The organism is Streptomyces calvus, from assembly GCF_006782915.1.
Classification (GTDB): domain Bacteria; phylum Actinomycetota; class Actinomycetes; order Streptomycetales; family Streptomycetaceae; genus Streptomyces; species Streptomyces calvus.
On the sequence record NZ_VCNP01000043.1, the window covers coordinates 359,841 to 385,527 of the forward strand.

Annotated in this window: 22 protein-coding genes, 1 tRNA gene and 1 riboswitch; of the genes, 16 read left to right on the forward strand and 7 right to left on the reverse strand. The window is 71.9% G+C overall.

Annotated features, from left to right (window positions below):
• Positions 1-781 precede the first annotated feature (781 nt).
• The 10 genes from FGW31_RS20550 (at position 782) to FGW31_RS20595 (ending at position 11,793) form a co-directional block, all read left to right on the forward strand.
• Positions 782-2,278, forward strand: a complete 1,497-nt coding sequence (locus FGW31_RS20550) for a serine/threonine-protein kinase (protein ID WP_220511103.1) — start codon at positions 782-784, stop codon at positions 2,276-2,278.
• 171 nt (positions 2,279-2,449) lie between these two features.
• A complete protein-coding gene (locus FGW31_RS20555; protein WP_142194898.1) occupies positions 2,450-3,097 on the forward strand; it encodes a SurA N-terminal domain-containing protein in 648 nt (215 codons plus the stop codon).
• Between the two features lie 202 nt (positions 3,098-3,299).
• Positions 3,300-4,292 (forward strand): nucleoside triphosphate pyrophosphohydrolase, encoded by a 993-nt coding sequence (locus tag FGW31_RS20560; protein ID WP_142194899.1) that lies wholly within the window; start codon positions 3,300-3,302, stop codon positions 4,290-4,292.
• Between the two features lie 129 nt (positions 4,293-4,421).
• Complete coding sequence (locus FGW31_RS20565) at positions 4,422-5,714, forward strand: cytochrome P450 family protein (RefSeq protein WP_142194900.1); 1,293 nt, start codon at positions 4,422-4,424, stop codon at positions 5,712-5,714.
• 190 nt (positions 5,715-5,904) lie between these two features.
• The gene (locus FGW31_RS20570; protein WP_142194901.1) at positions 5,905-6,909 is read left to right on the forward strand and encodes a LysM peptidoglycan-binding domain-containing protein; all 1,005 of its coding nucleotides are present in this window, start codon (positions 5,905-5,907) and stop codon (positions 6,907-6,909) included.
• Positions 6,910-7,137: 228 nt separating this feature from the next.
• Positions 7,138-7,304, forward strand: a riboswitch (cyclic di-AMP (ydaO/yuaA leader).
• Positions 7,305-7,308: 4 nt separating this feature from the next.
• Positions 7,309-7,995, forward strand: a complete 687-nt coding sequence (locus FGW31_RS20575) for a transglycosylase family protein (protein ID WP_142194902.1) — start codon at positions 7,309-7,311, stop codon at positions 7,993-7,995.
• Between the two features lie 330 nt (positions 7,996-8,325).
• Complete coding sequence (gene eno, locus FGW31_RS20580; protein WP_142194903.1) at positions 8,326-9,606, forward strand: phosphopyruvate hydratase; 1,281 nt, start codon at positions 8,326-8,328, stop codon at positions 9,604-9,606.
• Between the two features lie 104 nt (positions 9,607-9,710).
• On the forward strand, positions 9,711-10,187 hold the full coding sequence (locus tag FGW31_RS20585; RefSeq protein WP_142194904.1) for an FtsB family cell division protein: 477 nt from the start codon (positions 9,711-9,713) through the stop codon (positions 10,185-10,187).
• A gap of 110 nt (positions 10,188-10,297) precedes the next feature.
• A complete protein-coding gene (locus FGW31_RS20590; RefSeq protein WP_142194905.1) occupies positions 10,298-10,843 on the forward strand; it encodes a DUF501 domain-containing protein in 546 nt (181 codons plus the stop codon).
• Entirely contained in the window at positions 10,840-11,793 is a 954-nt protein-coding gene (locus tag FGW31_RS20595) for a Ppx/GppA phosphatase family protein (protein WP_142194906.1), read from the forward strand. Before FGW31_RS20590 ends, FGW31_RS20595 begins: the two co-directional genes overlap by 4 nt.
• 37 nt (positions 11,794-11,830) lie before the next feature.
• Here the strand turns inward: FGW31_RS20595 and FGW31_RS20600 are convergent, their stop codons facing one another.
• Both FGW31_RS20600 and FGW31_RS20605 read right to left on the reverse strand, forming a co-directional pair.
• On the reverse strand, positions 11,831-12,100 hold the full coding sequence (locus FGW31_RS20600; protein ID WP_142194907.1) for a type II toxin-antitoxin system RelE family toxin: 270 nt from the start codon (positions 12,098-12,100) through the stop codon (positions 11,831-11,833).
• On the reverse strand, positions 12,097-12,369 hold the full coding sequence (locus tag FGW31_RS20605) for a type II toxin-antitoxin system Phd/YefM family antitoxin (RefSeq protein ID WP_030739901.1): 273 nt from the start codon (positions 12,367-12,369) through the stop codon (positions 12,097-12,099). Before FGW31_RS20605 ends, FGW31_RS20600 begins: the two co-directional genes overlap by 4 nt.
• Positions 12,370-12,909: 540 nt before the next feature.
• Between FGW31_RS20605 and FGW31_RS20610 the strand changes: the two genes are divergently transcribed.
• Both FGW31_RS20610 and FGW31_RS20615 read left to right on the forward strand, forming a co-directional pair.
• Positions 12,910-14,295 carry an NAD(P)/FAD-dependent oxidoreductase gene (locus FGW31_RS20610; RefSeq protein WP_142194908.1) on the forward strand — a complete coding sequence of 462 codons (1,386 nt, stop codon included), beginning with the start codon at positions 12,910-12,912 and terminating at the stop codon, positions 14,293-14,295.
• Between the two features lie 233 nt (positions 14,296-14,528).
• On the forward strand, positions 14,529-15,827 hold the full coding sequence (locus tag FGW31_RS20615) for an SAM-dependent methyltransferase (protein WP_142194909.1): 1,299 nt from the start codon (positions 14,529-14,531) through the stop codon (positions 15,825-15,827).
• A 64-nt stretch (positions 15,828-15,891) separates the two neighbouring features.
• On the opposite strand, the gene FGW31_RS20620 is transcribed toward FGW31_RS20615, so the two are convergent.
• Positions 15,892-18,420 (reverse strand): ABC transporter permease, encoded by a 2,529-nt coding sequence (locus FGW31_RS20620; protein WP_142194910.1) that lies wholly within the window; start codon positions 18,418-18,420, stop codon positions 15,892-15,894.
• Between the two features lie 57 nt (positions 18,421-18,477).
• Positions 18,478-19,275 (reverse strand): ABC transporter ATP-binding protein, encoded by a 798-nt coding sequence (locus FGW31_RS20625; protein WP_142194911.1) that lies wholly within the window; start codon positions 19,273-19,275, stop codon positions 18,478-18,480.
• A gap of 505 nt (positions 19,276-19,780) precedes the next feature.
• Between FGW31_RS20625 and FGW31_RS20630 the strand changes: the two genes are divergently transcribed.
• From FGW31_RS20630 to FGW31_RS20640, 3 genes are all read left to right on the forward strand, one after another.
• A tRNA-Leu gene (locus FGW31_RS20630) sits at positions 19,781-19,867 on the forward strand.
• A 280-nt stretch (positions 19,868-20,147) separates the two neighbouring features.
• Complete coding sequence (locus FGW31_RS20635; protein ID WP_142194912.1) at positions 20,148-21,323, forward strand: 4-hydroxybenzoate 3-monooxygenase; 1,176 nt, start codon at positions 20,148-20,150, stop codon at positions 21,321-21,323.
• 203 nt (positions 21,324-21,526) lie between these two features.
• Positions 21,527-22,435: a Bax inhibitor-1/YccA family protein gene (locus FGW31_RS20640; RefSeq protein WP_142194913.1), complete on the forward strand. Its 909-nt coding sequence runs from the start codon at positions 21,527-21,529 to the stop codon at positions 22,433-22,435.
• 264 nt (positions 22,436-22,699) lie between these two features.
• Here FGW31_RS20640 and FGW31_RS20650 read toward each other — a convergent pair whose 3' ends face one another.
• Positions 22,700-22,930: a DUF4287 domain-containing protein gene (locus FGW31_RS20650; protein WP_142194914.1), complete on the reverse strand. Its 231-nt coding sequence runs from the start codon at positions 22,928-22,930 to the stop codon at positions 22,700-22,702.
• Between the two features lie 102 nt (positions 22,931-23,032).
• On the opposite strand from FGW31_RS20650, the gene FGW31_RS20655 reads away from it, so the two are divergent.
• A complete protein-coding gene (locus FGW31_RS20655) occupies positions 23,033-23,344 on the forward strand; it encodes a hypothetical protein (protein ID WP_142194915.1) in 312 nt (103 codons plus the stop codon).
• A 37-nt stretch (positions 23,345-23,381) separates the two neighbouring features.
• Here FGW31_RS20655 and FGW31_RS20660 read toward each other — a convergent pair whose 3' ends face one another.
• On the reverse strand, positions 23,382-24,152 hold the full coding sequence (locus FGW31_RS20660; RefSeq protein WP_142194916.1) for a hypothetical protein: 771 nt from the start codon (positions 24,150-24,152) through the stop codon (positions 23,382-23,384).
• A 272-nt stretch (positions 24,153-24,424) separates the two neighbouring features.
• Entirely contained in the window at positions 24,425-25,645 is a 1,221-nt protein-coding gene (locus FGW31_RS20665; protein WP_142194917.1) for an acetyl-CoA C-acetyltransferase, read from the reverse strand.
• Positions 25,646-25,687 lie beyond the last annotated feature (42 nt).

Sequence of the window (25,687 nt, forward strand, 5' to 3'; positions counted from 1 at the left end):
ACGGTCATCGCCCTGCGGGTGCTGTTCGCCGCCGCCGGTTTCCTGTCGTGCGGACTGCTGGCCTGCGTGCCGCTGTTCCGGGTCGCGATCGTGCGGGGACGGGTCCTCGACTGGGTGGCGGCCTGGCTGAGCATCCCGGCCTCGATCGTCTGCCTGGCGGTGGTCGGTTCGCTGCCGGAGACGGACTACCGCACCGACGTCGCCCTGGCCTCGGCCCTGATCCTCGGCGCGGCCGCGAGCGCCTACTTCCTGACCGTGGACATACGCCTGCACCGTCGGCCGGGCCCGTACGGCATCCCGGTGCCGCCGCCGTCGCCCCACGCCACCACGGTGCACTCCGCCACCGCCACGACCCAGCACACCCCGGGCCCGCACGCCCCGGGCGTCCACTCCCCGTACGGCTACCCGCAGCCCGCCTCGCCGTACGCGCCGACGCCCGCCCCGCACCCCCCCCCCCCCCCCCCCCCCCCCCGCCCCCCCCCGCCCCGGGCGTCCCCCCCCCGTCCGGCTCCCCGCAGCCCGCCTCGCCGTACGCGCCGACGCCCGCCCCGCAGCCCCCGGCCCCCCACACCCCCGCCCCCCACACCCCGGCCCAGCACGCCCCCGTACCGCCGCAGCCGCCGCAGCGTCCCGCGCCGGCCCGGATCGACCAGGTGCGTGCCGAGCTCGACGAACTCAGCGACTACCTGCGCCGCCAGGACGGACAGCAGGGCCCGCACGGCAACGACGAAGGCGGAAGGTGAGCGTGACGACGGGACGTGTCGTCGCCGGCCGCTACGAACTGTCCACGCTCATCGGACAGGGCGGCATGGGGCAGGTCTGGACGGCCTACGACAAGCGGCTGGACCGGCGCGTGGCGGTGAAACTGCTGCGCCCCGACAAGGTGGCCGGCCAGGAGGCCGACGAACTGCGCCGCCGCTTCGTGCGCGAGTGCCGGGTGACCGCGCAGGTCGACCACCCCGGCCTGGTCACCGTGCACGACGCGGGCAGCGAGGGCGAGGAGCTGTTCCTCGTCATGCAGTACGTCGACGGCGCCGACCTCGGCGACCACCTCGCCGAACACGACCCGTACCCGTGGCAGTGGGCGGTGGCGGTGGCCGCGCAACTGTGCGCCGTGCTGAGCGCCGTGCACGCCGTGCCGATCGTCCATCGGGACCTCAAGCCGCGCAACGTGATGGTGAAGCAGGACGGCACCGTCACCGTGCTCGACCTCGGTGTCGCCTCCGTCATGGACAGCGACACCACCCGCCTGACCCACACCGGTTCGCCCATCGGCTCGCCCGCCTACATGGCGCCCGAGCAGGCCATGGGCGGCGCCGTCGGCCCGTACACCGACCTGTACGCGCTCGGCGTGCTGCTGCACGAACTGCTCAGCGGCGACGTGCCGTTCGCGGGCTCCACGGCGCTCGGCGTGCTGCACCGGCACCTGTACGAGCCGCCGGTCCCCGTGCGCCGGATACGCCCGGAGGTCCCCGAGGCGCTGGAGGCCCTGGTGCTGCGCCTGCTCGCCAAGGACCCGCAGCACCGCCCGGACTCCGCGCAGGAGGTCTACGAGCACCTGGCGCAGCTGCTCCCCGCGCGGGGAACGCCCACCGGCGCGCCCCTGGACCCCACCCGCCCCTTCCTGCGCCCGCACGCCCCCTGGCCGGACCGCGCCCGCACCCCCGCGCCGCAGCCCGCCCCCGCCGCACCGCCCGCACCGATGGCGGGAACGGCCGACGTCGCCGCCGCGGTGGACGAGGTGAAGCGGCTGCTCGGCGAGGGCCGCATCACCCAGGCCGTCGACATCCTCGGCTCGATCCTGCCCGTCGCCGCCGACCGGCACGGCGAGCACTCCCCGGTCGTACGCACCCTGCGCAAGCAGTACGCGGCCACCCTCCTGGACGACGGCCAGTACCGGCGCGCCCTGCCGGAACTGCGCCGCCTCGCCGACGAGCGCGCCGCCGAGGCCGGCCAGGCCGACCCGCAGTCGCTGCGCTACCGCTACGAGGCCGCCCAGTGCCTGGAACAGCTCGGCGAACCGGCGGCGGCCCTCGCCGAGTACCGGGCGCTGCTGCCGTACTACGAGAACCAGTACGTGGCCGCCGGTGACCCGCAGCTCGCCCACGACGTCCGCCGCCGCATCGGCCACCTGCTGCTCGCCCTCGGCGACCGCGCCGCCGCGCACGACACACTCGTCCGGCTGCTGCACGACGTCGAACGCGCCCACGGCCCCGGCCACCCGCTGGCCGCCGAGATCCGCCGCACCCTGCAGTGGCTGGGACAGGTGCGCGGATAGCCGGACAGCCGCCCCCAAAGGGGCCGCACGGCCGGACGGCGCGGGCGCGGCGGTGCCGGAACTCCCCGTGAATCGTTGGTCGAATGGGTTGGCCAGAGCTTGGCCGATGCCTACCATCGATCACCGCAAGACTTTGTGCACCGCCGCACAAGCTCCCCTCAGGAGGTCTCCTTGCACCGCCGCCGTCGCACCGCGCTCCTCCTCACCGCCGCGATCGCCGCAGCGGCGCCCCTGCTCACCGCCTGCGGGAACGACGCGCACCCGGGCGCCGCCGCCGTCGTCGGCGGAGAGCGGATCACCGTGTCGCAGCTGGAGAACCGGGTCGACGAGGTCCGCGCGGCCCAGCGGGCGGCCGTCCCGGACGAGGCCCAGTACCAGCAGGCCATCGCGCGGACCGGCAGCCTCACCCGCGACACCCTGCACAGCATGGTCCTGGACCGGGTGCTGGAGCGCGCCGCGCGGGACGCGGGCGTGCGCGTCACGCCCCGCGAGGTCCAGGAGATGCGGGGCGGTCTCGAGCAGCAGGCCGGCGGCGCGAAGGCGCTGGAGGCGGCCTGGCTGCAGCAGTACGGCATCCCGCCGCGGCGCCTCGACGACAACCTGCGCCTCCAGCTCCAGGCGCAGAAGCTCGCCCAGCAGCTCGGCACCGACACCAGCCGGCCCGAGTTCTGGAAGGCGCTGTCCTCGGCGAGCAAGGACCTCGGCGTCGACCTCAACCCGCGCTACGGCAGCTGGGACGCCGAGAAGAGCAGCCGCGTCGACGCGAAGACCCCGTGGGTGCGGGACATCACCGCGGCGGGAGCCCCGCCGACCCTCTGACCCGGCCCTGCCCGCGGCCCGTCGGCGAAGGCATTCGCCTGGGGCCTGCGGATGTGGATGCAGGAAGGCCCTGCGGCCGGGGCCCGTGGACGATGGTCCCGGCGGCAGGAGCTTGTGGACGATGGTCCCGGCGGCAGGAGCCTGTGGACAGCGGCCTGTGGACAACTCGGGGCCTGTCGGCGACGTGGGCTAGTTTCGGAACGTGAACGCAATCAGCTCCGTACCGAACCCGGAAGCCGCCGTCGGCCGCATCGTCCTGCTCACCACCAGCCACCGCGTCGCGCCCGGCCTGCTGTCCTGGCCGGCCTGGCAGATCCTGCACGCTGCGGACCGGGTGCTGTGCGCGGACGGCGCCCATCCGCAGCTGCCGTACCTGCGGGAGGCCGGGACAGCCGTCGAGGAGGCGTCGCCGACCGCCGAGGAACTGGTCGACGCCTGCGCCGGCGGGCGCACGGTGGTGGTCGTGGCCACCGGCGAGGGCGAGCCCGCGCTGACCGACGGACTGGCCCGTCTGGCCGGCACCGGCCGGGTCCGGATGCCCGAGCTGGAGCTGCTGCCCGCCTCCTACGACCTGCCGGGCGCCCGCCTGCTCGACCTCGTGCAGGTCATGGACCGCATCCGCGCCGAGTGCCCGTGGTCGTCCCGGCAGACCCACAAGGGCCTGGCCAAGTACGGCATCGAGGAGGCGTACGAGCTTGTCGAGGCCATCGAGGAGGGCGACCGCGACGAACTGCGCGAGGAACTCGGTGACGTGCTGCTCCAGGTCGTCTTCCACGCGCGGATCGCCGAGGAGCACCCCGAGGAGCCGTTCTCCGTGGACGACGTGGCGGGCGGCATCGTCGCCAAGCTGATCCACCGGCACCCGCATGTCTTCGGCGAGGAGACGGCCGCCACCCCGGAGGACGTCAAGGCGCACTGGCTGCGGACCAAGGCGGAGGAGAAGCGCCGCAGCTCGGTGACGGAGGGCGTGCCGCTCGGCCAGCCCGGCCTGGCGCTCGCGGCGAAACTGGCCTCCCGGGCCCGGACCGCCGGACTGGACGTGCCGCTGCCGACCGGGGAGGGCGTGGGCTACGAGCTGCTGGCGCTGGCGGCGCGGGCCGAGGCGTCCGGCGTCGACCCCGAGGCCGCGCTGCGGGCGGCGGCGCGGGTCTACCGGGACGCGATACGCGCGGCGGAGGGGCAGGAGGGCACCTGACGCCGGGGCACGGCGAGGGCTCCCTCGCCCCCGCCACCCCCTTCGCCCCCGTACGTTCCCGCCCCGCGGGGCTCCCGCCCCGGACCCCTGTACCGCGCGGTCCGCCGCGCCCCCGATCGAGGTCGTCCCATGCCTGACCAGTCCACCCCGCCGCCCCCGCCGCCCCAGCCCGGCCCCGTTCCCGAGCTGTTCACCTGGGAGTTCGCCGCCGACCCCTACCCCGCCTACGCCTGGCTGCGCGAGCACGCGCCGGTGCACCGCACGCGGCTGCCCAGCGGTGTCGAGGCCTGGCTGGTCACCCGGTACGCCGACGCCCGGCAGACCCTCGCCGACCCGCGCCTGTCCAAGAACCCCGCTCACCACGACGAGCCCGCGCACGCCAAGGGCAAGACGGGCATCCCGGGGGAGCGCCAGGCGGAGCTGATGACGCACCTGCTCAACATCGACCCGCCGGACCACACCCGGCTGCGGCGCCTGGTCAGCAAGGCGTTCACCCCGCGCCGGGTCGCCGAGTTCGAGCCCCGGGTGCGGGAGCTGACCGACGGACTCATCGACCGGTTCGCGGAGAGCGGCTCCGCCGACCTCATCCACGAGTTCGCCTTCCCCCTGCCCATCTACGCCATCTGCGACCTGCTCGGCGTCCCCCGCGAGGACCAGGACGACTTCCGGGACTGGGCGGGCATGATGATCCGTCACCAGGGCGGGCCGCGGGGCGGCGTCGCCCGGTCCGTGAAGAAGATGCGCGGCTACCTCGCCGAGCTCATCCACCGCAAACGGGAGGAACTGCCCGCGGAACCGGCCCCGGGCGAGGACCTCATCTCCGGTCTGATCCGCGCCTCCGACCACGGCGAGCACCTCACCGAGAACGAGGCCGCCGCCATGGCGTTCATCCTGCTGTTCGCCGGCTTCGAGACGACCGTCAACCTCATCGGCAACGGCACCTACGCCCTGCTCACCCACCCCGGCCAGCGCGAGCGCCTGCAACGGGCCCTCGCCGACGGGGACCGGGGACTGCTGGCGACCGGAGTCGAGGAACTGCTGCGCTACGACGGCCCCGTGGAGCTCGCCACCTGGCGGTTCGCCACCGAGCCGGTCACCATCGGCGGCCGGCACATCGCGGCCGGCGACCCGGTCCTCGTCGTGCTCGCCGCCGCCGACCGCGACCCGGAGCGGTTCGCCGACCCGGACGCGCTCGACCTCGGCCGGCGCGACAACCAGCACCTGGGGTACGGGCACGGCATCCACTACTGCCTCGGCGCGCCGCTGGCCCGCCTGGAAGGACAGACCGCGCTCGCCGCGCTGCTGACCCGGCTGCCGGACCTGAGACTCGCGGTGGAACCGGACGAACTGCGCTGGCGCGGCGGGCTCATCATGCGCGGACTGCGCACGCTGCCAGTGGAGTTCACCCCGTCGCGCCGCTGACCGACGGCCGCCGCGCCCGTGCCCACGAGCCGACCAGCGCAAACATGACATGGCCTCAACTCTGTGATCTTCACGTGATCTGCGCGGCATGAACTTGTGACAAGTGATCCTCTGCGGATACGTTCACCCATCAGCGCGGCACCTCGGTTTGCTCGCCGCGGGTCATTGCTGTCTTGCGAAAGGTCTCCGCATGCTCTCCGGGAACGGTCGGCACCGCCGCCCCCGTCAGGCTCCGGCTCTCCTCGTCGCGGCCGGAGTGACCGGCTCCGCCATCGCGATCCCGCTCCTCGGAGCGGGCAGCGCCAGCGCGGCCGACGGCGCGACCTGGGACCGGGTCGCCGAGTGCGAGAGCGGCGGTTCCTGGAGCCAGAACACCGGCAACGGCTACTACGGCGGCCTGCAGTTGACCCAGGACGACTGGGAGGCCTACGGCGGCCTCGACTACGCGCCGAGCGCCGACCAGGCCAGCCGGGGACAGCAGATAACCGTGGCCGAGCGGATCCTGGCCGACCAGGGCGTCGGCGCGTGGCGCACCTGCGGACTGCTCGCCGGCCTGGAGCAGGACTCGGTGTCGGGCGACATCGACACGGGCGTGGTGGAGGACGCGACACCGGACGCGTCCGAATCGCCGGACTCCGGCGATTCGTCCGCCTCCTCCTCGCCGACGCCCACCTCCGACCCGTCGGCCGACGCGGAGCGGACGGACGGGACGGACGGAACGGACGCCACGCAGAGTCCGCAGAACACGACCGGCGAGTCGGCCGACCCCTCCGCCACCTCCGGCGCCTCCGAGTCCGAGGGCCCGGAAGCGGAAGCCTCGCCCTCGACCACCCCCGGAAGCGACGAGTCGGACAAGTCGGAAAGCGCCGAGGGGTCTTCGGGCTCCGCCGACACCGGGACCTCCGGCGGCGGCCGCCACCGCGGCGAGAGCGCCGACGAGGGCACGACCGAGGACCGTCCGTCCGCGTCGTCCGGCCGGCACGCCTCGCGCGACTCCGACGCCGCGCGCGACGCGGCCGACGGCTCCTACACCGTGCGTACCGGCGACAGCCTCTCGTCCATCGCGGACTCCCTTGGGCTGAGCGGCGGATGGCGGCCCCTCTACGCCGAGAACGAGCAGGTCGTGGGCGCCGACCCGGACCTCATCCTGCCCGGTCAGGAGCTTGCGGTGGGGATCGAGCCGGGCGGGAAGTGACGCGCCGCCGGGGCGAAGGGCGATGCGTCAAGCGGCTTCGCTCCGGCGGAAGTTGGCGTCACGGTTCGCGCTGAATGTCCGGTTTAAAGACTGTGAGAGATAGGTCTCAGAAGCCCTGATCGTCTTTGTCTTTCCGCGGGCCGCGTGTTTACGGTCGTGACCGCTCGCCACCGCGGGCCCCGGCTGCCGCCACGCCTAATCCTGCCAGTGGCAGCACGGGAACAGTCGACGCGTCATGCGCCGTAGGCAGGAGCGGGGGACCCAAGGTAGGCGCCGAGTCCGGGCAGTCGACGGACACGGCTCGGGGTGAAGCCGCGTCCCGTGAGGGACGTGGCCGGGCAACTCAACCGGCCCGAACCCGACAGCTCACCTCGCAGGCGTCGGTGAGGGGATCAATCCATGCTGTTTTCCGGCAAGGGCAAGCACCGCCGTCCGTCCAAGGCCACCCGCGCCATCGCCGTCACCGGTGTCGTCGGCGCCGCCGTCGCCGCCCCGCTGATGGCGGCCGGCAACGCCTCCGCCGCCACCGCCTCCGAGTGGGACGCCGTCGCCCAGTGCGAGTCCGGCGGCAACTGGTCCATCAACACCGGCAACGGTTACTACGGCGGTCTGCAGTTCTCCGCCTCCACCTGGGCCGCGTACGGCGGCACCGCGTACGCCGCCTCCGCCGACCAGGCCACCAAGGCCCAGCAGATCGAGATCGCCGAGAAGGTCCTCGCGGGCCAGGGCAAGGGCGCCTGGCCGGTCTGCGGCACGGGCCTGTCGAGCACCCCGTACAGCGGTGGCGGCTCCACTCAGACCCCGGAGAGCGGCTCCACCGAGTCCCGCGAGACCGAGCAGAAGGCCTCCCGGTCCACCGAGCGCCCGGCCGCCGAGCAGCAGGCGAAGAAGACCGTCACCACTCCGACCGGCAAGAAGGTCGCCAAGGGCGACGGCGAGTACAAGGTCGTCAAGGGCGACACCCTCAGCTCGATCGCCGAGGAGCACGACGTCAAGGGCGGCTGGGCCGAGCTGTTCGAGCTGAACGACGACATCGTCGACGACGCCGACCTCATCTACCCGGGCCAGCAGCTGCACCTGAAGTAAGGGCACGGCCCTCCCGGTCCGCGGCCCTCGGGTCCTCACCCGGCCCCTGGGTCCTTCCCGGCCCCACGGCCGTTCCCCCCGGCCCACGGGCTCCCCGCCCCGGTGCGTTTTCCCCCGTACGCACCGGGGTGGGGCTTTTTCCGGTCCGCCTTTCGCCCGGGTTGCGATCCGGTTTCCGTTCCAGGCTTTGTTCCGTTCGGAAACAATTTACTCTCGGTTCTGTCCATGGGTCGGGCGACCGGCTGGCCGATCGCCCGGAGCCGGTTAGGCTCGGTCTCGCAGAGCCACCGCGGCCCTGCCCACCGCGTCACATCCACGAAGGAGATGCTCGTGCCGTCCATCGACGTCGTCGTAGCCCGGGAAATCCTGGACTCCCGAGGCAACCCCACGGTCGAGGTCGAGGTCGGCCTCGACGACGGCAGCACGGGTCGTGCCGCCGTCCCCTCCGGCGCCTCCACCGGCGCCTTCGAGGCCATCGAACTCCGTGACGGCGATGCCGGCCGTTACCTGGGCAAGGGCGTCGAGAAGGCCGTGCTGGCCGTCATCGAGCAGATCGGCCCGGAGCTCGTCGGTTACGACGCCACCGAGCAGCGCCTGATCGACCAGGCGATGTTCGACCTGGACGCCACCGACAACAAGGGCTCCCTCGGCGCCAACGCCATCCTCGGTGTCTCGCTCGCCGTCGCCCACGCCGCCTCCGAGGCCAGCGACCTGCCGCTGTTCCGCTACCTGGGCGGCCCGAACGCGCACCTGCTGCCGGTGCCGATGATGAACATCCTGAACGGCGGCTCGCACGCCGACTCCAACGTGGACATCCAGGAGTTCATGATCGCCCCGATCGGCGCGGAGTCCTTCTCCGAGGCCCTGCGCTGGGGCGCCGAGGTCTACCACACCCTGAAGAAGGTCCTGAAGAGCAAGGGCCTGGCCACCGGCCTCGGCGACGAGGGCGGCTTCGCCCCGAACCTCGGCTCCAACCGCGAGGCCCTCGACCTCATCCTGGAAGCGATCAAGGAAGCCGGCTACACCCCCGGCGAGCAGATCGCCCTCGCGCTCGACGTCGCCGCCTCCGAGTTCTACAAGGACGGCGTCTACACCTTCGAGGGCAAGGAGCGCAGCGCCGCCGAGATGACCGAGTACTACGCGGAGCTCGTCGACGCGTACCCGCTCGTGTCCATCGAGGACCCGCTGTTCGAGGACGACTGGGAGGGCTGGAAGACCATCACCGCCAAGCTCGGTGACAAGGTCCAGCTCGTCGGCGACGACCTGTTCGTCACCAACCCCGAGCGCCTCGCCCGCGGCATCGAGGAGGGCGCCGCCAACGCCCTGCTGGTGAAGGTCAACCAGATCGGTTCGCTGACCGAGACCCTGGACGCCGTCGAGCTGGCCCAGCGCAGCGGCTTCAAGTGCATGATGTCGCACCGCTCCGGCGAGACCGAGGACGTCACCATCGCCGACCTGGCCGTCGCCACCAACTGCGGCCAGATCAAGACCGGCGCCCCGGCCCGCTCCGAGCGCGTCGCCAAGTACAACCAGCTGCTGCGCATCGAGGAGATCCTCGACGACGCCGCGGTGTACGCCGGCCGCAGCGCGTTCCCGCGCTTCAAGGGCTGACCCGACCCGTAAGTAGCGGCGTCGTACGTACGTCCCCGTACTCGGTCCCGTACCGTGTCCGGGGACGTACGCGCGTATGACGGTGGAACGGGAGGCGGGGAGACATGGCCGTGAAGGACCGGGACCGTTTCTCCACCGCGACCAGGATCCGGCTGATCGGTGAGCAGACCGCGGCCCGGGTCTACCGCTCGCAGACCAAACGGCAGGCCCGCCGCTCCCGGCTCACCGGCCGGGCGGCGCTGCTCGCCCTGGTGGTCTGCTCGCTGATCGTGGCCCTCGCCTACCCGATGCGGCAGTACGTCTCCCAGCGGGCGGAGATCGCCGACCTCCAGCAGGAGCAGGACGAGGCCCGCCAACGCGTCGAACGGCTGCGCGACCTGAAGGCGCGCTGGCAGGACGACGCGTACGCCGAGCAGGAGATCCGCCGGCGCCTGCACTACGTCATGCCCGGCGAGACCGGCTACATCGTCGTCGACCCGGGTCCGGCCGAGCAGTCGCGCACCGACCTCGACGCCGCCGACCGCCCCTGGTACGCGAACGTCTGGGACGGCGTCGACAAGGCCGACGCCGCCGCCCGGTGACCCTTCGCCGAACGCCGCACAGACTTCGCGGAGCCCCGCAGAGATCCACAGAGCCCCGCAGAGATCCGCAAGACCCGCAGAGATCCGCAGAAAGACAGATAAAGGCAGATATGGACACGCCTCCGCCCACGACCCCGCGCACCGAGCCCACCGACGCGGACGTCGAGGCCTTCAAGCAGCAGCTCGGGCGGCCCCCGCGCGGGCTGCGCGCCATCGCGCACCGCTGCCCCTGCGGGCAGCCGGACGTCGTGGAGACCGCGCCGAGGCTGCCCGACGGCACCCCCTTCCCGACGCTGTACTACCTCACCTGTCCGCGGGCCGCCTCGGCGATCGGGACGCTGGAGGCGAACGGCGTGATGAAGGAGATGACGGAGCGGCTGGCCACCGACCCGGAGCTGGCCGCCGCCTACCGCGCGGCGCACGAGGACTACATCCGGCGCCGCGACGAGATCGAGGAGCTGAAGAACTTCCCCAGCGCAGGCGGCATGCCGGACCGGGTGAAGTGCCTGCACGTCCTGGTCGGCCACTCGCTGGCCGCCGGCCCCGGCGTCAACCCGCTGGGTGACGAGGCGCTGGCGATGCTGCCGGAGTGGTGGCGCAAGGGCCCCTGCGTGCCGCTTGCCGAGTCCGCCACGGAGAAGGAGGACGGTCAGTGACCCGGGTCGCCGCCGTCGACTGCGGTACCAACTCCATCCGCCTGTTGGTGGCCGACGTGGAGCCGGCCACCGGTGAACTGGCCGAGCTGGACCGGCGGATGACGATCGTCCGGCTCGGCCAGGGCGTCGACCGGACGGGCCGGCTGGCGCCCGAGGCGCTGGAGCGGACCTTCGCCGCCTGCCGCGAGTACGCGGAGATCATCAAGGAGCACGGCGCGGAACGCCTCCGCTTCGTCGCCACCTCCGCCTCCCGTGACGCCGAGAACCGCGACGAGTTCGTGCGCGGGGTGCTGGACATCCTGGGCGTGGAGCCCGAGGTCATCACCGGCGACCAGGAGGCCGAGTTCTCCTTCACCGGCGCCACCAAGGAGCTGACGGGCCGTTCCGGCCTGCGCCGCCCGTTCCTGGTCGTGGACATCGGCGGCGGCTCGACCGAGTTCGTCGTCGGCGACGACCACGTGCGCGCCGCCCGCTCCGTGGACGTCGGCTGCGTCCGGATGACCGAGCGGCACCTGGTGCGGGACGGGGCCGTGACGGACCCGCCGAGCGAGGAGCAGATCGCGGCGATGCGCGCCGACATCGAGGCCGCCCTCGACCGCGCCGAGGAGACGGTTCCGCTGCGCGAGGCGCACACCCTGGTCGGCCTGGCCGGCTCGGTCACGACGGTGTCGGCCATCGCCCAGGACCTCCCCGAGTACGACTCCGAGGCGATCCACCACTCACGCGTCTCCCGCGACCGGGTCCGCGAGATCACCCACTGGCTGCTGCGCTCCACGCACGCCGAACGCGCGGCCGTGCCCTCGATGCACCCGGGCCGGGTCGACGTCATCGGCGCGGGCGCGCTGGTCCTGCTGTCGATCATGGAGCGGATCGGCGCGCAGGAGGTCGTGGTGTCGGAGCACGACATCCTCGACGGGATCGCTCACAGCTGCGCCGCCGAGGCGCGCTGAGGGGCACTGTCGAACGATCCTGGCACCGGGCGGGGCGTCAGAGGTTGCGGTAGACGTCCCGCCGGTCGCCCACCTTGACCACGAGGACGACGAGTTCACCATCGTTGATCTGGTAGGCGACCCGGTAGCTACCGACCCTGAGCCGGCAGAGGCCCGACGGGCCGGTGAGTTTCTTGACGTCGGCGTCCTGGCGGTACGGGTCGTCACCGAGCGCGGTCAGCGCGGTCAGGATGCGCATGGCGTCGGGGCGGCTGATGGCCCGGAGCTGCCGCTGCGCCGCCGTGGTGAACCGGAAGGCGTACTTCACGCCGCGTCGCCGTTCTGTTCGGTGAACAGGTCCGCCAGCAGTTCCGCCATCGTCACGGTGGGGCCGCCCTCGGCCAGGACCGCTTCGGCCTCGCGCGCCAGCATGACGTCGGCCGCTTCCTCCAGGGCTTCGAAGTCTGCGATCGGGACCACGGCCGCCACCGGGGCGCCGTTGCGCGTGATGACGGTCGGGACACCTTCCTCGGCCCGGTTGATGTGATCGGCGAGGTGCGCGCGGGCTTCCCGTACGGTCACGGTGTTCTCAGTCATGGAGTCAGTGTACGCGCCTGCGTGTACACAACGCAGGCTCAGGGGGGAATCGCGTTCGTGCGCGATCCTCGACGGCATCGCCTGGTCCGTGGCCTGAGTCTCCTTTATTACCGATCGGTAGCACTCTGCTGAGCTGTCGGGATAGCGTTTGAGCGGCCTTCGGAGGGTCGGTGCGGGCCCTGTGGAGGGGGTCCGCCGAGAATGTTCGTGAACTTCTTCACAAGGAATTGGCCCCGGTGGATCGAAGAACTTGATTCTGTTGACCCGTTCGGGGCCCCAACACCCCTTTGAACGCGTTCAGAAGGCGCCGGGAGCGGTGGGCCCGGGAAGGCACGGGTCGACTCGGAGTCCGCCCTCACAACGCCCTCCGGTCGACAGAGAGGCAGCTCACGCGGCATTGACAACGTCCCGTCGGGTGAGCCGGTTCCCGTCACGCGCTGTGATCTGGATCAAAAAGCGCGGGAGTGTAACACAGGGGCTGTCGGACCTTGTGAAGGGGCGCACGAGGTACCCCCTCCGAGCGGGTGGATACTCGATGGCATGAGCACCACGGAGCGTCCCAGGATCCTCGTAGTAGGCGGTGGGTACGTAGGCCTGTACGCAGCTCGGCGCATCCAGAAGAAGATGCGTTACGGCGAGGCGACCGTCACCGTCGTCGACCCGCGGTCGTACATGACCTACCAGCCCTTCCTCCCCGAAGCCGCCGCCGGCAGCATCTCCCCGCGGCATGTCGTCGTCCCGCTGCGACGCGTGCTGCCCAAGGCGGAGGTTCTCACCGGCCGGGTCACCACCATCGACCAGGACCGCAAGGTCGCCACCGTCGCCCCGCTGGTCGGCGACGCGTACGAGCTGCCCTTCGACTACCTGGTGATCGCGCTCGGCGCGGTCTCCCGCACCTTCCCGATCCCCGGCCTCGCCGAGCAGGGCATCGGCATGAAGGGCATCGAGGAGGCCATCGGCCTGCGCAACCACGTCCTCGAACAGCTCGACAAGGCCGACTCCACCACGGACGAGGAGATCCGGCGCAAGGCCCTCACCTTCGTCTTCGTCGGCGGCGGCTTCGCCGGCGCGGAGACCATCGGCGAGGTCGAGGACATGGCCCGCGACGCGGCCAAGTACTACAACAACGTGTCCCGCGAGGACATGCGCTTCATCCTCGTCGACGCCGCGGACAAGATCCTCCCCGAGGTCGGTCCGAAGCTCGGCAAGTACGGCAAGGAGCACCTCGAGGGCCGCGGCGTCGAGGTCTACCTGTCCACGTCGATGGACTCCTGCGTCGACGGCCACGTGGTGCTCAAGAACGGCCTCGAGGTCGACTCCAACACCATCGTGTGGACCGCGGGCGTCAAGCCGAACCCGGCGCTGGCCCGCTTCGGCCTGCCGCTGGGCCCGCGCGGCCACGTCGACACCGAGCCCACCCTCCAGGTCAAGGGCACCGACTACATCTGGGCCGCCGGCGACAACGCCCAGGTCCCGGACCTCGTCGGCCGCAAGGCGGGCAACGAGAACGCCTGGTGCCCGCCGAACGCCCAGCACGCGCTGCGCCAGGCGAAGGTCCTCGGCGACAACGTCGTCTCCGGCATGCGGGGCTTCCCGCAGAAGGAGTACAGCCACGCCAACAAGGGCGCGGTGGCGGGCCTCGGCCTGCACAAGGGCGTCGCGATGATCGTCTTCGGCAAGATGAAGATCAAGCTCAAGGGCCGTCTCGCCTGGTACATGCACCGCGGCTACCACGGCATGGCGATGCCGACCTGGAACCGCAAGATCCGCGTCTTCGCCGACTGGACCCTCGGCATGTTCCTCAAGCGCGAGGTCGTCTCGCTCGGCGCGATCGAGACGCCGCGCGAGGAGTTCTACGAGGCGGCCAAGCCGGCGCCGGCGCCCGCGGCGGCCCAGCAGGAGAAGACCGAGGCCAAGGCCTCCTGACCCTGCCGGTCCACCTCCGGTCACACCTCCCCGAAGGGGCCACCCGCCATCCGTGGTGCGGGCGGCCCCTTCGGCGTTCCCGGACACCCGTACGGCGTCGGCGAGGACGGCCGCCGGCACCGCCGCCGAGGGCTTTTGCCCAGTCATGACGCGTGCCGGGGACTGTCCGGAGCGTGTCGGAGTGTTTACGTGGTGACGACATTCCGGTATTCCCCGTCATGGAGGTGTACCTCATGGCAGACGCAGCCCCGCGGCTGAAGAGCCTGCTCGAACAACTGATCGGCACCCCGCTGCCCGTCCGCGTCCGCACCTGGGACGGGTCGCAGGCCGGCCCCCCGGACGCCCCGATCCTGCTCGTACGCAACCGCCGCGCCGTGCGCCACCTGCTGTGGAAGCCCGGCGAACTCGGCCTGGCCCGCGCCTGGGTGGCCGGCGACCTCGACATCGAGGGCGACCTCTACACCGCCCTGGACCTCCTCGCGGGCCTCGTCTGGGAGCGCGGCGAGGACGCCCCCTCCCTCACCCGCTCCCTGCGCGATCCCGCCTTCCGCTCCGCCGCCCGCGGACTGATCGCCCTCGCCGGCCTCCCGCTGCCGCCCGCCCCGCCCCGCGAGGAGGCCCGCCGCCCCCGCCGCGGACTGCACACCCGGCACACCGACCGCCGCGCCATCAGCCACCACTACGACGTCGGCAACGACTTCTACGAGATCGTCCTCGGCCCGTCCATGGTGTACTCCTGCGCCTACTGGCCCGCCCCGCCCCCGCAGGGCACCCTCGAACAGGCCCAGCACGACAAGCTCGAACTGGTCGCCCGCAAACTCGCCCTGAAGCCCGGTCAGCGCCTGCTGGACGTCGGCTGCGGCTGGGGCTCGATGGCCATCCACGCCGCCCGCGAGCACGGTGTGAACGTCGTCGGCATCACCCTCTCCCAGGAACAGGCCGCCTACGCCCGCAAGCGCATCGCCGACGAGGGACTGACCGACCGCATCGAGATCCGCGTACAGGACTACCGCGACGTCACCGACGGCCCCTACGACGCCGTCTCCTCCATCGGCATGGCCGAGCACGTCGGATCCGAGCGGTACCTGGAGTACGCCACCGTCCTGCACCGCCTCCTCAAGCCCGGCGGCCGGCTGCTGAACCACCAGATCGCGCGCCGCCCGCAGCGCGACGAGACGGCCTACCGCGTGGACCCGTTCATCGACGCCTACGTCTTCCCCGACGGCGAACTCGCCCCGATCGGCACCACCGTGTCCAACCTGGAGCGCGCCGGGTTCGAGGTCCGCGACGTGGAGTCCATCCGCGAGCACTACGCCCTCACCCTGCGCCGCTGGGTGGAGCGGCTGGAGGCCGACTGGGCGCATGCGGCGGCCCTGGCCGGCCCGGGCCGGGCCCGCGTCTGGCGGCTGTACATGGCCGCCTCCGCGCTCGCCTTCGAACGCAACCGCATCGGCGTCAACCAGGTCCTCGCTATCAGGACCCCCGAGTCCGGCGCCTCCGGCCTCCCGCTGCGCACCCGCACCTGGAACTGACCGCGGCGCGAGACGGGCCCCGCTCCCGGAGGAACGGGGCCCGCGCCGTGCGGCAGCCGGACGGCTACTCGGACTTGATCGCCTGGAGCATGTTCAGCCGGGCCGCGCGCCGGGCCGGCCACAGCGCCGCCAGCACGCCCACCACCGCGGCCAGCGCCAGGAAGAGGGCCATCCGGCCCCACGGCAGGACCAGTTCGTACGTCGCCATCGTCGTGCCCAGCAGCTCACCGGCCGCCCAGCCGAAGAACACGCCCAGGCCGATGCCGAGCACCCCGCCGAACAGCGAGATCACCAGGGACTCCAGCCGCACCATCCGCTTGATGCCCGAGCGGTCCAGGCCGATCGCCCGCAGCATGCCGATCTCCTGGGAGCGCTCGAACACCGACATCGCCAGGGTGTTGATGACGCCGAGGACCGCCACGATCACCGCCATCGCCAGCAGGCCGTAGACCATGTTCAGCATCAGGGTGAACATCTGCGCGATCTCGTTGGAGAGGTCCTTCTTGTCCTGGACCTGGATCGCCGGGTTGGTGCCGAGGGCCTTCTCCAGGGTGTCCTTCGCCGCGTCGGAGGCGCCGCCGGAGGTCTTCACCATGACCATCATGTCGGCCGGATCCGGCTCGTGCGGGGCGAGGGTCGCGGTGTCGATCATGATGCCGCGCATCATCTCGTTGGGCTGGTAGACACCGGCGACGGTGAGCTTCTGCCGGGCGCCGTCGCCGTAGGCCACGGTGAACACCGAACCGGCCTTCCAGCCGTACGACGTGGCGGTGTCCGCGTCCACGGCGACCCGCGCGCCGCCGACCTCGAAGGCGCCGTCCTCGACGGGGAACTCGGTCAGCTGCTCGATCGTGGCGCCGTCCACGCCGGTCAGGAACTCCGTCTGCCCGTCGATGCGGGCGTCCGCGTTGCGCATCGGGCTGGTGGCGGTGACGCCGCCGGCCCGCTTCAGCTTCTTCTCGACGTCCGGCGACAGCGCGTTGCCGTTCGCCATGGACACCACGTAGTCCGCCTCGATCGCGGAGGCGGCCATCTTGTCGATGGACTTCTGCAGGCTGCCCGCCATCACCGTCATCCCGGTGATCAGGGTCAGCCCGATCATCAGCGCGGACGCGGTGGCGGCGGTACGGCGCGGGTTGCGCACCGAGTTCTGCCGGGCCAGCTTGCCGGAGACCCCGAAGACGCGCAGCACCGGTGCCGCGGCGGCGATCAGCGGACGGGACAGCAGCGGCGTCAGCACGAACACACCGATGATCAGCAGCACCGCGCCGAAGCCCATGGGCGCCTGGCCGTCGGTGCCGTTCATCGTCGTGGCCGCGAGGACCACCGCGACACCGGCCCCGGACAGCAGCGCGCCCAGCGTGTTGCGCAGCACCAGGGACTTGGTGGTCGCCTTGGCGTGCACCGAGCTCATCGCCGCCACCGGCGGGATCTTCGCCGCCCGGCGGCCCGGCAGCCACGCGGCGAGCATGGTGACCAGGATGCCGACGGCGAACGCGGCGCCGATCGTGCCGGGGCTGACCACCAGCGGACCGTCGGGCACGGGCGCGTCCAGCGTGCCCATCAGCGAGCGCAGCCCGGCGCCGATGCCGATGCCCGCGAGCAGCCCGGCGACGGCGGCGACCGCGCCGACCACGAACGCCTCGATCAGCACCGACCGCGTCACCTGCCGGCGGGAGGCGCCGACGGCGCGCATCAGGGCCAGCTCCTTGGTGCGCTGGGCGACCAGCATGGTGAAGGTGTTGGCGATGATGAACGTGCCGACGAACAGCGCGATGCCGGCGAACACCAGCAGCCCCTGCTTCATGCCGCTCATCGAGGAGGCGATCGCCTCCGCCTGCTCTTCGGCGAGCCGGGTGCCCGTGGTGGTCTCCACGACGTCGGCGGGCAGCGCCTTCTTCAGCTGGGCCTCCAGCGCCGCGTCGCTGACGCCGGCCTTCGCCTTCACGGCGATCTCGTCGAAGGTGCCCGCCTTGCCGAACAGTTCCTGCGCGGTCGCCGTGTCGAACAGGGTGAGGCTGCCGCCGGCCGCGACATTGCCGTCGTCGGTGGTGAAGATGCCGGTGACCACCGGCCGCAGGACCGGGCCGTCGACCGACATCCGCACCGTGTCGCCGACCTCGTAGCCGGTCCGCTTCGCGGTCTCGGAGTCGATGAGGATCTCGCCCTCGCCCTTCGGGGCGCGTCCGGCGGTCAGCGGGTACCGGGGGTCCTCGTCACCCCAGTAGTTGCCGCCCTGCGACCGGAAGCCGTCACCGATCAGCTCGCCGTCCTTGCCGGCGAGGGCGGTGAAGCCCTGGACGGTCCCGATGGCCTGGGCGGCGCCGGGCACCCGGGCGCTGTCCTCGACCAGGTCGGGCGTCAGCTCCCGCAGCTCGCCGACCCGGTCGCCCTCGGCCTCCTTCCAGCGGGGCGTGACGGCGACGTCGACGTGGTCGAAACCCTTGGCGGACTGGTTCTGCAGGGCGTCGGAGAGGGTGTTGGTGAAGACCAGGGTTCCCGACACGAAGGCCACGCCGAGCATCACGGCAAGCACGGTCATCAGGAGCCGGGCCTTGTGCGCGAGCACGTTGCGCAAGGCGGTACGGAACATGGGTGTCTTCTCGAGTCCAGACGTACGAGGCGGAGGAGGGCGGGGGACGGGCGGGTGTCAGCTGGTGCGGCCCTTGGCGTCGAACCGCTTCATGCGGTCGAGCACCGAGTCGGCCGTCGGCGCGTGGACCTCGTCCACGATCCGGCCGTCGGCGAGGAAGACCACCCGGTCCGCGTAGGCGGCGGCCACCGGGTCGTGGGTCACCATGACCACCGTCTGCCCCAGCTCCCGCACGGAGTTGCGCAGGAAGCCCAGCACCTCGGCGCCGGAGCGGGAGTCGAGGTTGCCGGTCGGCTCGTCGCCGAAGACGATGTCGGGCCGGGAGGCGAGCGCGCGGGCCACGGCGACGCGCTGCTGCTGGCCGCCGGACAGCTGGGAGGGCCGGTGCCCCAGCCGGTCGGCCAGGCCGACCATCCGGATCACGGTGTCCAGCCACTGCTTGTCCGGCCTGCGGCCCGCGATGTCCATGGGGAGGGTGATGTTCTCCAGCGCGGACAGCGTCGGGAGCAGGTTGAACGCCTGGAAGATGAAGCCGATCTTGTCCCGGCGCAGCCTGGTCAGCTGCTTGTCCTTGAGCGCGCCCAGTTCCGTGTCACCGATGCGCACGGAACCGGAGGAGAAGGTGTCCAGCCCGGCCACGCAGTGCATCAGCGTGGACTTGCCGGAGCCGGAGGGACCCATGATCGCGGTGAACTCGGCCTGCCGGAAGTCGACGGAGACCCGGTCCAGGGCGACCACCTGGGTCTCGCCCTGGCCATAGATCTTCGAAAGGTCCGTGGCGCGCGCTGCCACGGCGGTGGTCCGGTCGGCCGGGGGTCCCGCCGGGCGGAGCCCGGGGGAGGGTGCGGTGGTCACGGGATGGACACTCCTGTCGGGGCGACGTCTTGGGGGATGCCTCCATCGTTCCGGCGCCCCGCCGCCGTGTAGTCACCCGCTGCTCCGGTTCCGGGGGGCGACTCCGGGCGGACCGGCCGGCGCGGTGTCATACCTGGGGATGACGGCGAACCCTGAGCCGGGGCGCGCCCGGAGCCCGGGTGGGGATGTGCGGTGACCTGGTGTGGGTGCGCGGTCGGGGCTGGGCGGCGGGTGCTCCGTGGACCCTGGGCGGGGGTGCGTGTGGAGGCGGGCGCGGGGGTGCGCCGGGAACGGGTGGAGCGCCCTTGTTCGGACGGTGAAATTCCGTCATTCCGCATGCGTGACGTACCGTCACACGCGAGGCTGTTGGCACGTGCTGAAGGCGAGTTCCAGATGCTGATGCACCCTCAGGCGCCAATAAAATAAGACAAGATCGGTCCATCCCGCCGGTGATCGCGGGAGTGTCACCGATAGGCTCGAGACGCTCGAACGGAGCCCACGGCCTGCCCGGATGGTGGAATGCAGACACGGCGAGCTTAAACCTCGCTGCCCCTCAGCGGGCGTGCCGGTTCAAGTCCGGCTCCGGGCACCACTACGCAGGCCGCGGACGCTCCGCGGCGACGGGCGGTGTCGCCGTCCACCCGCCCCGGCTCCCGCTCCCGGGGCGCAACCCGAGGCTTGGCATGTGCACAGCGTACGTGCGCGGCCGGACCGGCGTGCCGCCCCCACACCGCCCGGATGCCCGTCGCACCGCCCGGACCACCGCGCGGGGGATCGTTGACACCGGGTGGACGCGGCTGGACACTCGCTCGCGGCCCGACCGGTGAACAGCGGCGCACCCGGCGAGCACCTCCGCGCGAAGGGAACCCGCGATGCGAACCACCGTCGGCATCATCGGCGCCGGCCCGGCCGGGCTGCTGCTCGCCCGGCTGCTGCGCGGCGCCGGGATCGACACGGTCGTCCTGGAGGCGCGCGACCGCGCCTACGTCGAACAACGGCAGCGGGCCGGGATCCTCGAACAGGGAACGGTGGACGCGCTGCGGGCGGCCGGCGCCGGAGCCCGGATGGACCGCGAGGGACTGCGGCACGACGGGATCGAACTGCGCTTCGACCGGCGGCGGCACCGCGTCGACTTCCCGGCCCTCACCGGCGGTCGGTCGGTCATGGTCTACGCGCAGACCGAGGTCTGCAAGGACCTCATCGCCCTCCAGCTCGCCGAGGGCGGCCCGCTGCTCTTCGGCGCCGAGGCGCTGGCCGTCGAGGACGCCGACACCGGCCGCCCGCGCGTCCGCTTCCGGCACCGGGGCCGCGAGGACGTCCTGGAGTGCGACTACGTGGCCGGCTGCGACGGCTTCCGGGGGGTGTCGCGGACGGCGGTGCCCGCCGGCGTCGGACAGGTCTTCGAGCGCACGTACCCCTTCGCCTGGCTCGGCATCCTCGCCGACGTACCGCCCTCCCACCACGAACTGGTCTACGCCCGCCACGACCGCGGCTTCGCCCTGCTGTCCATGCGCACCCCGTCGGTCTCCCGCCTCTACCTCCAGGTGCCCGAGGGGACGAAGCCCGAGGAGTGGAGCGACGCGGACATCTGGCGGGAGCTGGAGCGCCGCTTCGAGACCGACGACGACTGGACCCTGCGCCGCGGCCCCGTCACCCGGAAGTCGGTCACCTCCATGCGGTCCCACGTCCACGAGCCGATGCGGTACGGCCGGCTCTTCCTCGCCGGGGACGCCGCCCACATCGTGCCGCCCACCGGCGCCAAGGGACTCAACCTCGCCGTCGGCGACGTTGTCACCCTCGCGCGGGCGCTGGCGCACGAGAAGGAGACCGGCTCCGCCGCGCTCCTCGACGCCTACTCCGCGACCTGCCTGCGCCGGGTCTGGCAGGCCGAACGGTTCTCCCACGACATGACCGGCCTGCTGCACCGCGCCCCGGACGCCACCCCCTTCGAGGACCGCCTCCAGCTCGCCCGCCTGGAACGCCTCACCACCTCCCGGGCCGCCGAGACCGACCTCGCCGAGGCCTACACCGGCTTCCCCCTGGACTGAGCGGCGCCGTGCCGGTTCCCCGTGGTCGCGGACGGGTACCGGGTCGGTCAGGGTTCGGTCCCGACGGCGAGGGGAATCACCGGGCGGCGTAGCGTGTTGCGCAGCACAACGAGGGAAAGATCCTCCCCAAGCATTAGGGTCATTCCTTTGCCTACCTATTACTCTTGAGCCAAGGCCACACTGTGCGGCCATGGAGGAGTGAAATGAGGAGCAGAAACCCGGTCTTCTCGCGACGGGGGTTCAGCCGCGACAACGGCTACGCGGGCTTCAACACCGCGCCGCAGGCCGGGGGTCCCGCTGTCGCCACGCAGGGCAACCCGTACGCGCAGCCCACCGGCAACCCGTACGCGCAGAACCCGTACGCGCAGAACCCTTACGCCCAGCAGGACCAGCAGTACGGCGCACCGCCGCAGGCGCCGGCCGTCGCCGGCCGGATGACCATCGACGACGTCATCATGCGCACGGCGAGCACGCTCGGTGTGCTGGTCCTCACCGCCGCGCTCTCCTGGGCGCTGCTGCCGGTCGACGACGCCAACATCAACCGGTCCTACGGCATCGGTATCGGCGCCGCGCTGATCGGCATGGTGCTGGCGCTCGTGCAGTCCTTCAAGCGCAAGGCCTCGCCGGCGCTGATCCTGACGTACGCGGCGTTCGAGGGTGTCTTCCTCGGCGTCATCTCCAGCATCGTTGACAACCGCATCGCCGACGGTGCGGCCATGCAGGCGGTGCTCGGCACCATGGCGGTCTTCGCCGGTGTGCTGGTGGCGTACAAGGCGGGCTGGATCCGCGTCAACCGCCGCTTCTACGGCTTCGTCATGGCGGCGGCGCTCGGCTTCATCCTGCTGATGGCCGTGAACCTGCTGTTCGCGGTGTTCGGCGGCGGTGACGGCCTCGGCTTCCGCAGCGGAGCGCTCGGCGTCGTCTTCGGCGTCGTCGGCATCATCCTCGGTGCCTGCTTCCTCGCCCTGGACTTCAAGCAGGTCGAGGACGGCATCGCCTACGGTGCCCCGCGCGAGGAGGCCTGGTTCGCCGCCTTCGGCCTCACGCTGACGCTGGTGTGGATCTACCTGGAGTTCCTGCGCCTCATCTCGATCCTCAACAGCAACGACTAGCGGCCGGTCCGGCATCCGCCGCACCGACCAGGGCCCCGGGGTGGTTCACCCCGGGGCCCTTCGTCGTGTCACGGCGCGCCAGCGCCTGTCGTTTGGATCATGTCGGTTTCGCGGGGCGTGGCACGCACATCTGCTGCGTTGTCGTCGGTTGTCGACGCTCCGCGTCGCCGCCCTCCTCCGCCTTGCAGCTGCACGCACCACGCCCCGCTCGGGTGGGCTGAGAAGCGCTGCGTCTCCCAGCCGACCTGATCCAAACGACAGACCCTAGAGAAGCTTGCGCGCGGCCCTCCTCAGGTCGTACTCGTGGACGATCGCCTTGGCATGGCCGTACGCGAGGTCGTACTCGTGACGGAGCCAGCTGACCTTCTCCTCGAAGCGGAAGAGCGACGGGCCCTCTTCGACGGTGCGCAGCCAGTCGGAGATCTCACGACCGGTGCAGTAGGGGATGCGGGCGAGCAGGTTGCGATGGGTCTCTGCGGAGAAGACTTGGGACATCGGCGCCTCCGGACGTATGGGATGTAAGCCGGTCCTTCAGGTCACGGTGCCTGAGCGTTCGCCCGTTGGCAACAGTCCTGCCGCGCCGCGTACGCTCGCCGCGTGGTTGATACGACGCCCTTCACCCGTGCCGTGGATCATTTCGCCGACCGTCTGCGGGCCGCGCCGCAGAGCCGGCTGCAACGGGGCGGAGCAGCCGAGGCGCTGGCGCTGGCCAGGGAGCTGGCCCGGCGCACCCAGCTCGTCGAGGAACCGGGCACCGAGCCGCGGGAGATGCCGGACGCGGGAATGTTCGCCGCCGCCGACCAGATCACCGTCGCCGGCCACGACCTGGCCCTCGTACTGAAGGACGACGACGAGGTGGCGGAAGCGGTACGGCTGGTGGAGCAGGCACGCGAACGCGCCGGGGTCTAGACCCCCGGCGGCCTGCGCGGCCCGCGACGGTGCGGCGTCAGAGGGACGCGATGACGCGGTCCGCCAGGATGTAGACGTTCTCCTCGCCGCAGCAGAAGGTCAGCGTGTACGCGCCCGAGATGCCGGAGCCGCCCAGCAGGAACGGGATCTCGCCCTCGCGCAGGGCGGCCGCCAGCCGCTCCGCGGTCTCGCGGTGGCCCGGCGTCATGCACAGGGTCGTGCCGTCGGCGAAGACGTAGACGTCCAGGGTGCCCAGCGGGCCCGGGCGGACGTCGGTCAGCTCGGTACGGGACTCGGCCAGCTCCTCCAGAGCGGCCACGGTGCGCTCGTGGTCGTTCGCGACCGGCGAGGAGTGGGGCACGAAGTCCGGGTGCGAGGGGTGGCGGCGGCGGGCCGCGGCCAGCTCCGGGGAGTCACCGGCGTAGTCCTCCGGCTCGGCGCCGTACTCGGTGACCGGCTCCAGACCGACGAAATCGGCCTGCCGGGGCAGGAACAGCTCGCTGTCGGCCAGACCCAGCAGGGACGGCGCGTCGGAGGCGTCACGGGCCTCCTGGGCGGCCCAGAAGGCACGCGCCTCGGCGAGCTCGCGCTCCCGTTCCTCGGCGAGGGCCTCCGCGACGGCGGCACGTATCTCGTCGGTGTCGGCGGAGCGGGCGGCCGGCACCCGCGCGGTGGCGCGGCTCCCGGACAGCTCCGTGTGCAGGGCCGCGACCTGTCGGCGCAGCACCACGATGCTGCGCAGCACAGCGACGCCCACGGCGCCGGTGGCGGCCGTGGTGATCAGCAGGGCGATCGGCATGGCGCTCACTGACGTACTCCCGGTTCAAAGTCGACCCCCGACTTCCTACATCAGCTTGAAGGGCGGACTAACCATCTGTCAGTGCGTAACGTCACGAAACGGACAGGGGTTTCCGTGGGGTCGCGCTACAGGTGTGATCCTGACCTGCGTCGATCCCCGGCGAACGAGGGATAGGTCACATCCTGGGCGAGATTGGATCACAAAACGGCCCGGGCCCCCGAGTCTCCGGGGTCCCGGGCCGCCGTGTCACGGACGGTGCCGCACCGGCTACGGCGGGGTGGTCAGCTGAGCCGCTCGATCACCATCGCCATGCCCTGGCCGCCGCCGACGCACATGGTCTCCAGACCGAACTGCTTGTCGTGGAACTGGAGGGAGTTGATGAGCGTGGTGGTGATGCGCGCACCCGTCATGCCGAAGGGGTGGCCGACGGCGATGGCGCCGCCGTTGACGTTCAGCTTCTCCAGCGGGATGCCGAGGTCGCGGTAGGAGGGGATCACCTGCGCGGCGAACGCCTCGTTGATCTCGACCAGGTCGATGTCGTCGATGGTGAGACCGGCACGGCGCAGCGCCTGCTTCGACGCCTCGACCGGGCCGAGGCCCATGATCTCCGGGGAGAGGCCGGAGACGCCGGTGGAGACGATCCGGGCGAGGGGCGTCAGGCCCAGCTCGCGGGCCTTGGTGTCGCTCATGACGACGAGCGCGGCGGCGCCGTCGTTGAGCGGGCAGCAGTTGCCGGCGGTGACCAGGCCGTCGGGGCGGAACACCGGCTTCAGGCCGGCGACGCCCTCCATGGTGACGCCGGCGCGGGGGCCGTCGTCCTTGCTGATCACCGTGCCGTCGGGGAGCGTCACCGGGGTGATCTCGCGCTCCCAGAAGCCGTTCTTGATGGCCTCCTCGGCGAGGTTCTGCGAGCGGACGCCGAACTCGTCCATGTCCTGCCGGGTGACGCCCTTGGCGCGCGCCAGGTTCTCCGCGGTCTGGCCCATCGCGATGTACGGGTCGGGCAGCAGGCCGTCCTCGCGCGGGTCGTGCCAGGAGGCGCCCTCTGACTCGGCGACGGCGGCGGTACGGGCCTCGGCCTCGGCGAACAGCGGGTTGCGCGTGTCCGGGAGGCTGTCGGAGTTGCCCTTGGTGAAGCGGGAGACCGTCTCGACGCCGGCCGAGATGAAGACGTCGCCCTCGCCCGCCTTGATGGCGTGCAGCGCCATGCGGGAGGTCTGCAGCGAGGACGAGCAGTAGCGGGTGACGGTGCAGCCGGGGAGGTGGTCCATGCCCATCTGCACGGCCACGATGCGGCCCAGGTTGTTGCCCTGCTCGCCGCCGGGCAGGCCGCAGCCGAGCATCAGGTCGTCGATGTCCTTCGGGTCCAGCTCGGGGACCTTGGCGAGGGCGGCCTGGATGATCGTGGCGGTCAGGTCGTCCGGACGCAGGTCCTTCAGGGAGCCCTTGAAGGCACGGCCGATGGGGGAGCGGGCGGCAGAGACGATCACGGCTTCGGGCATCACGGCTCCAGAGGGAAGGGGCGGCGCGTAGCGCCTCGCTGG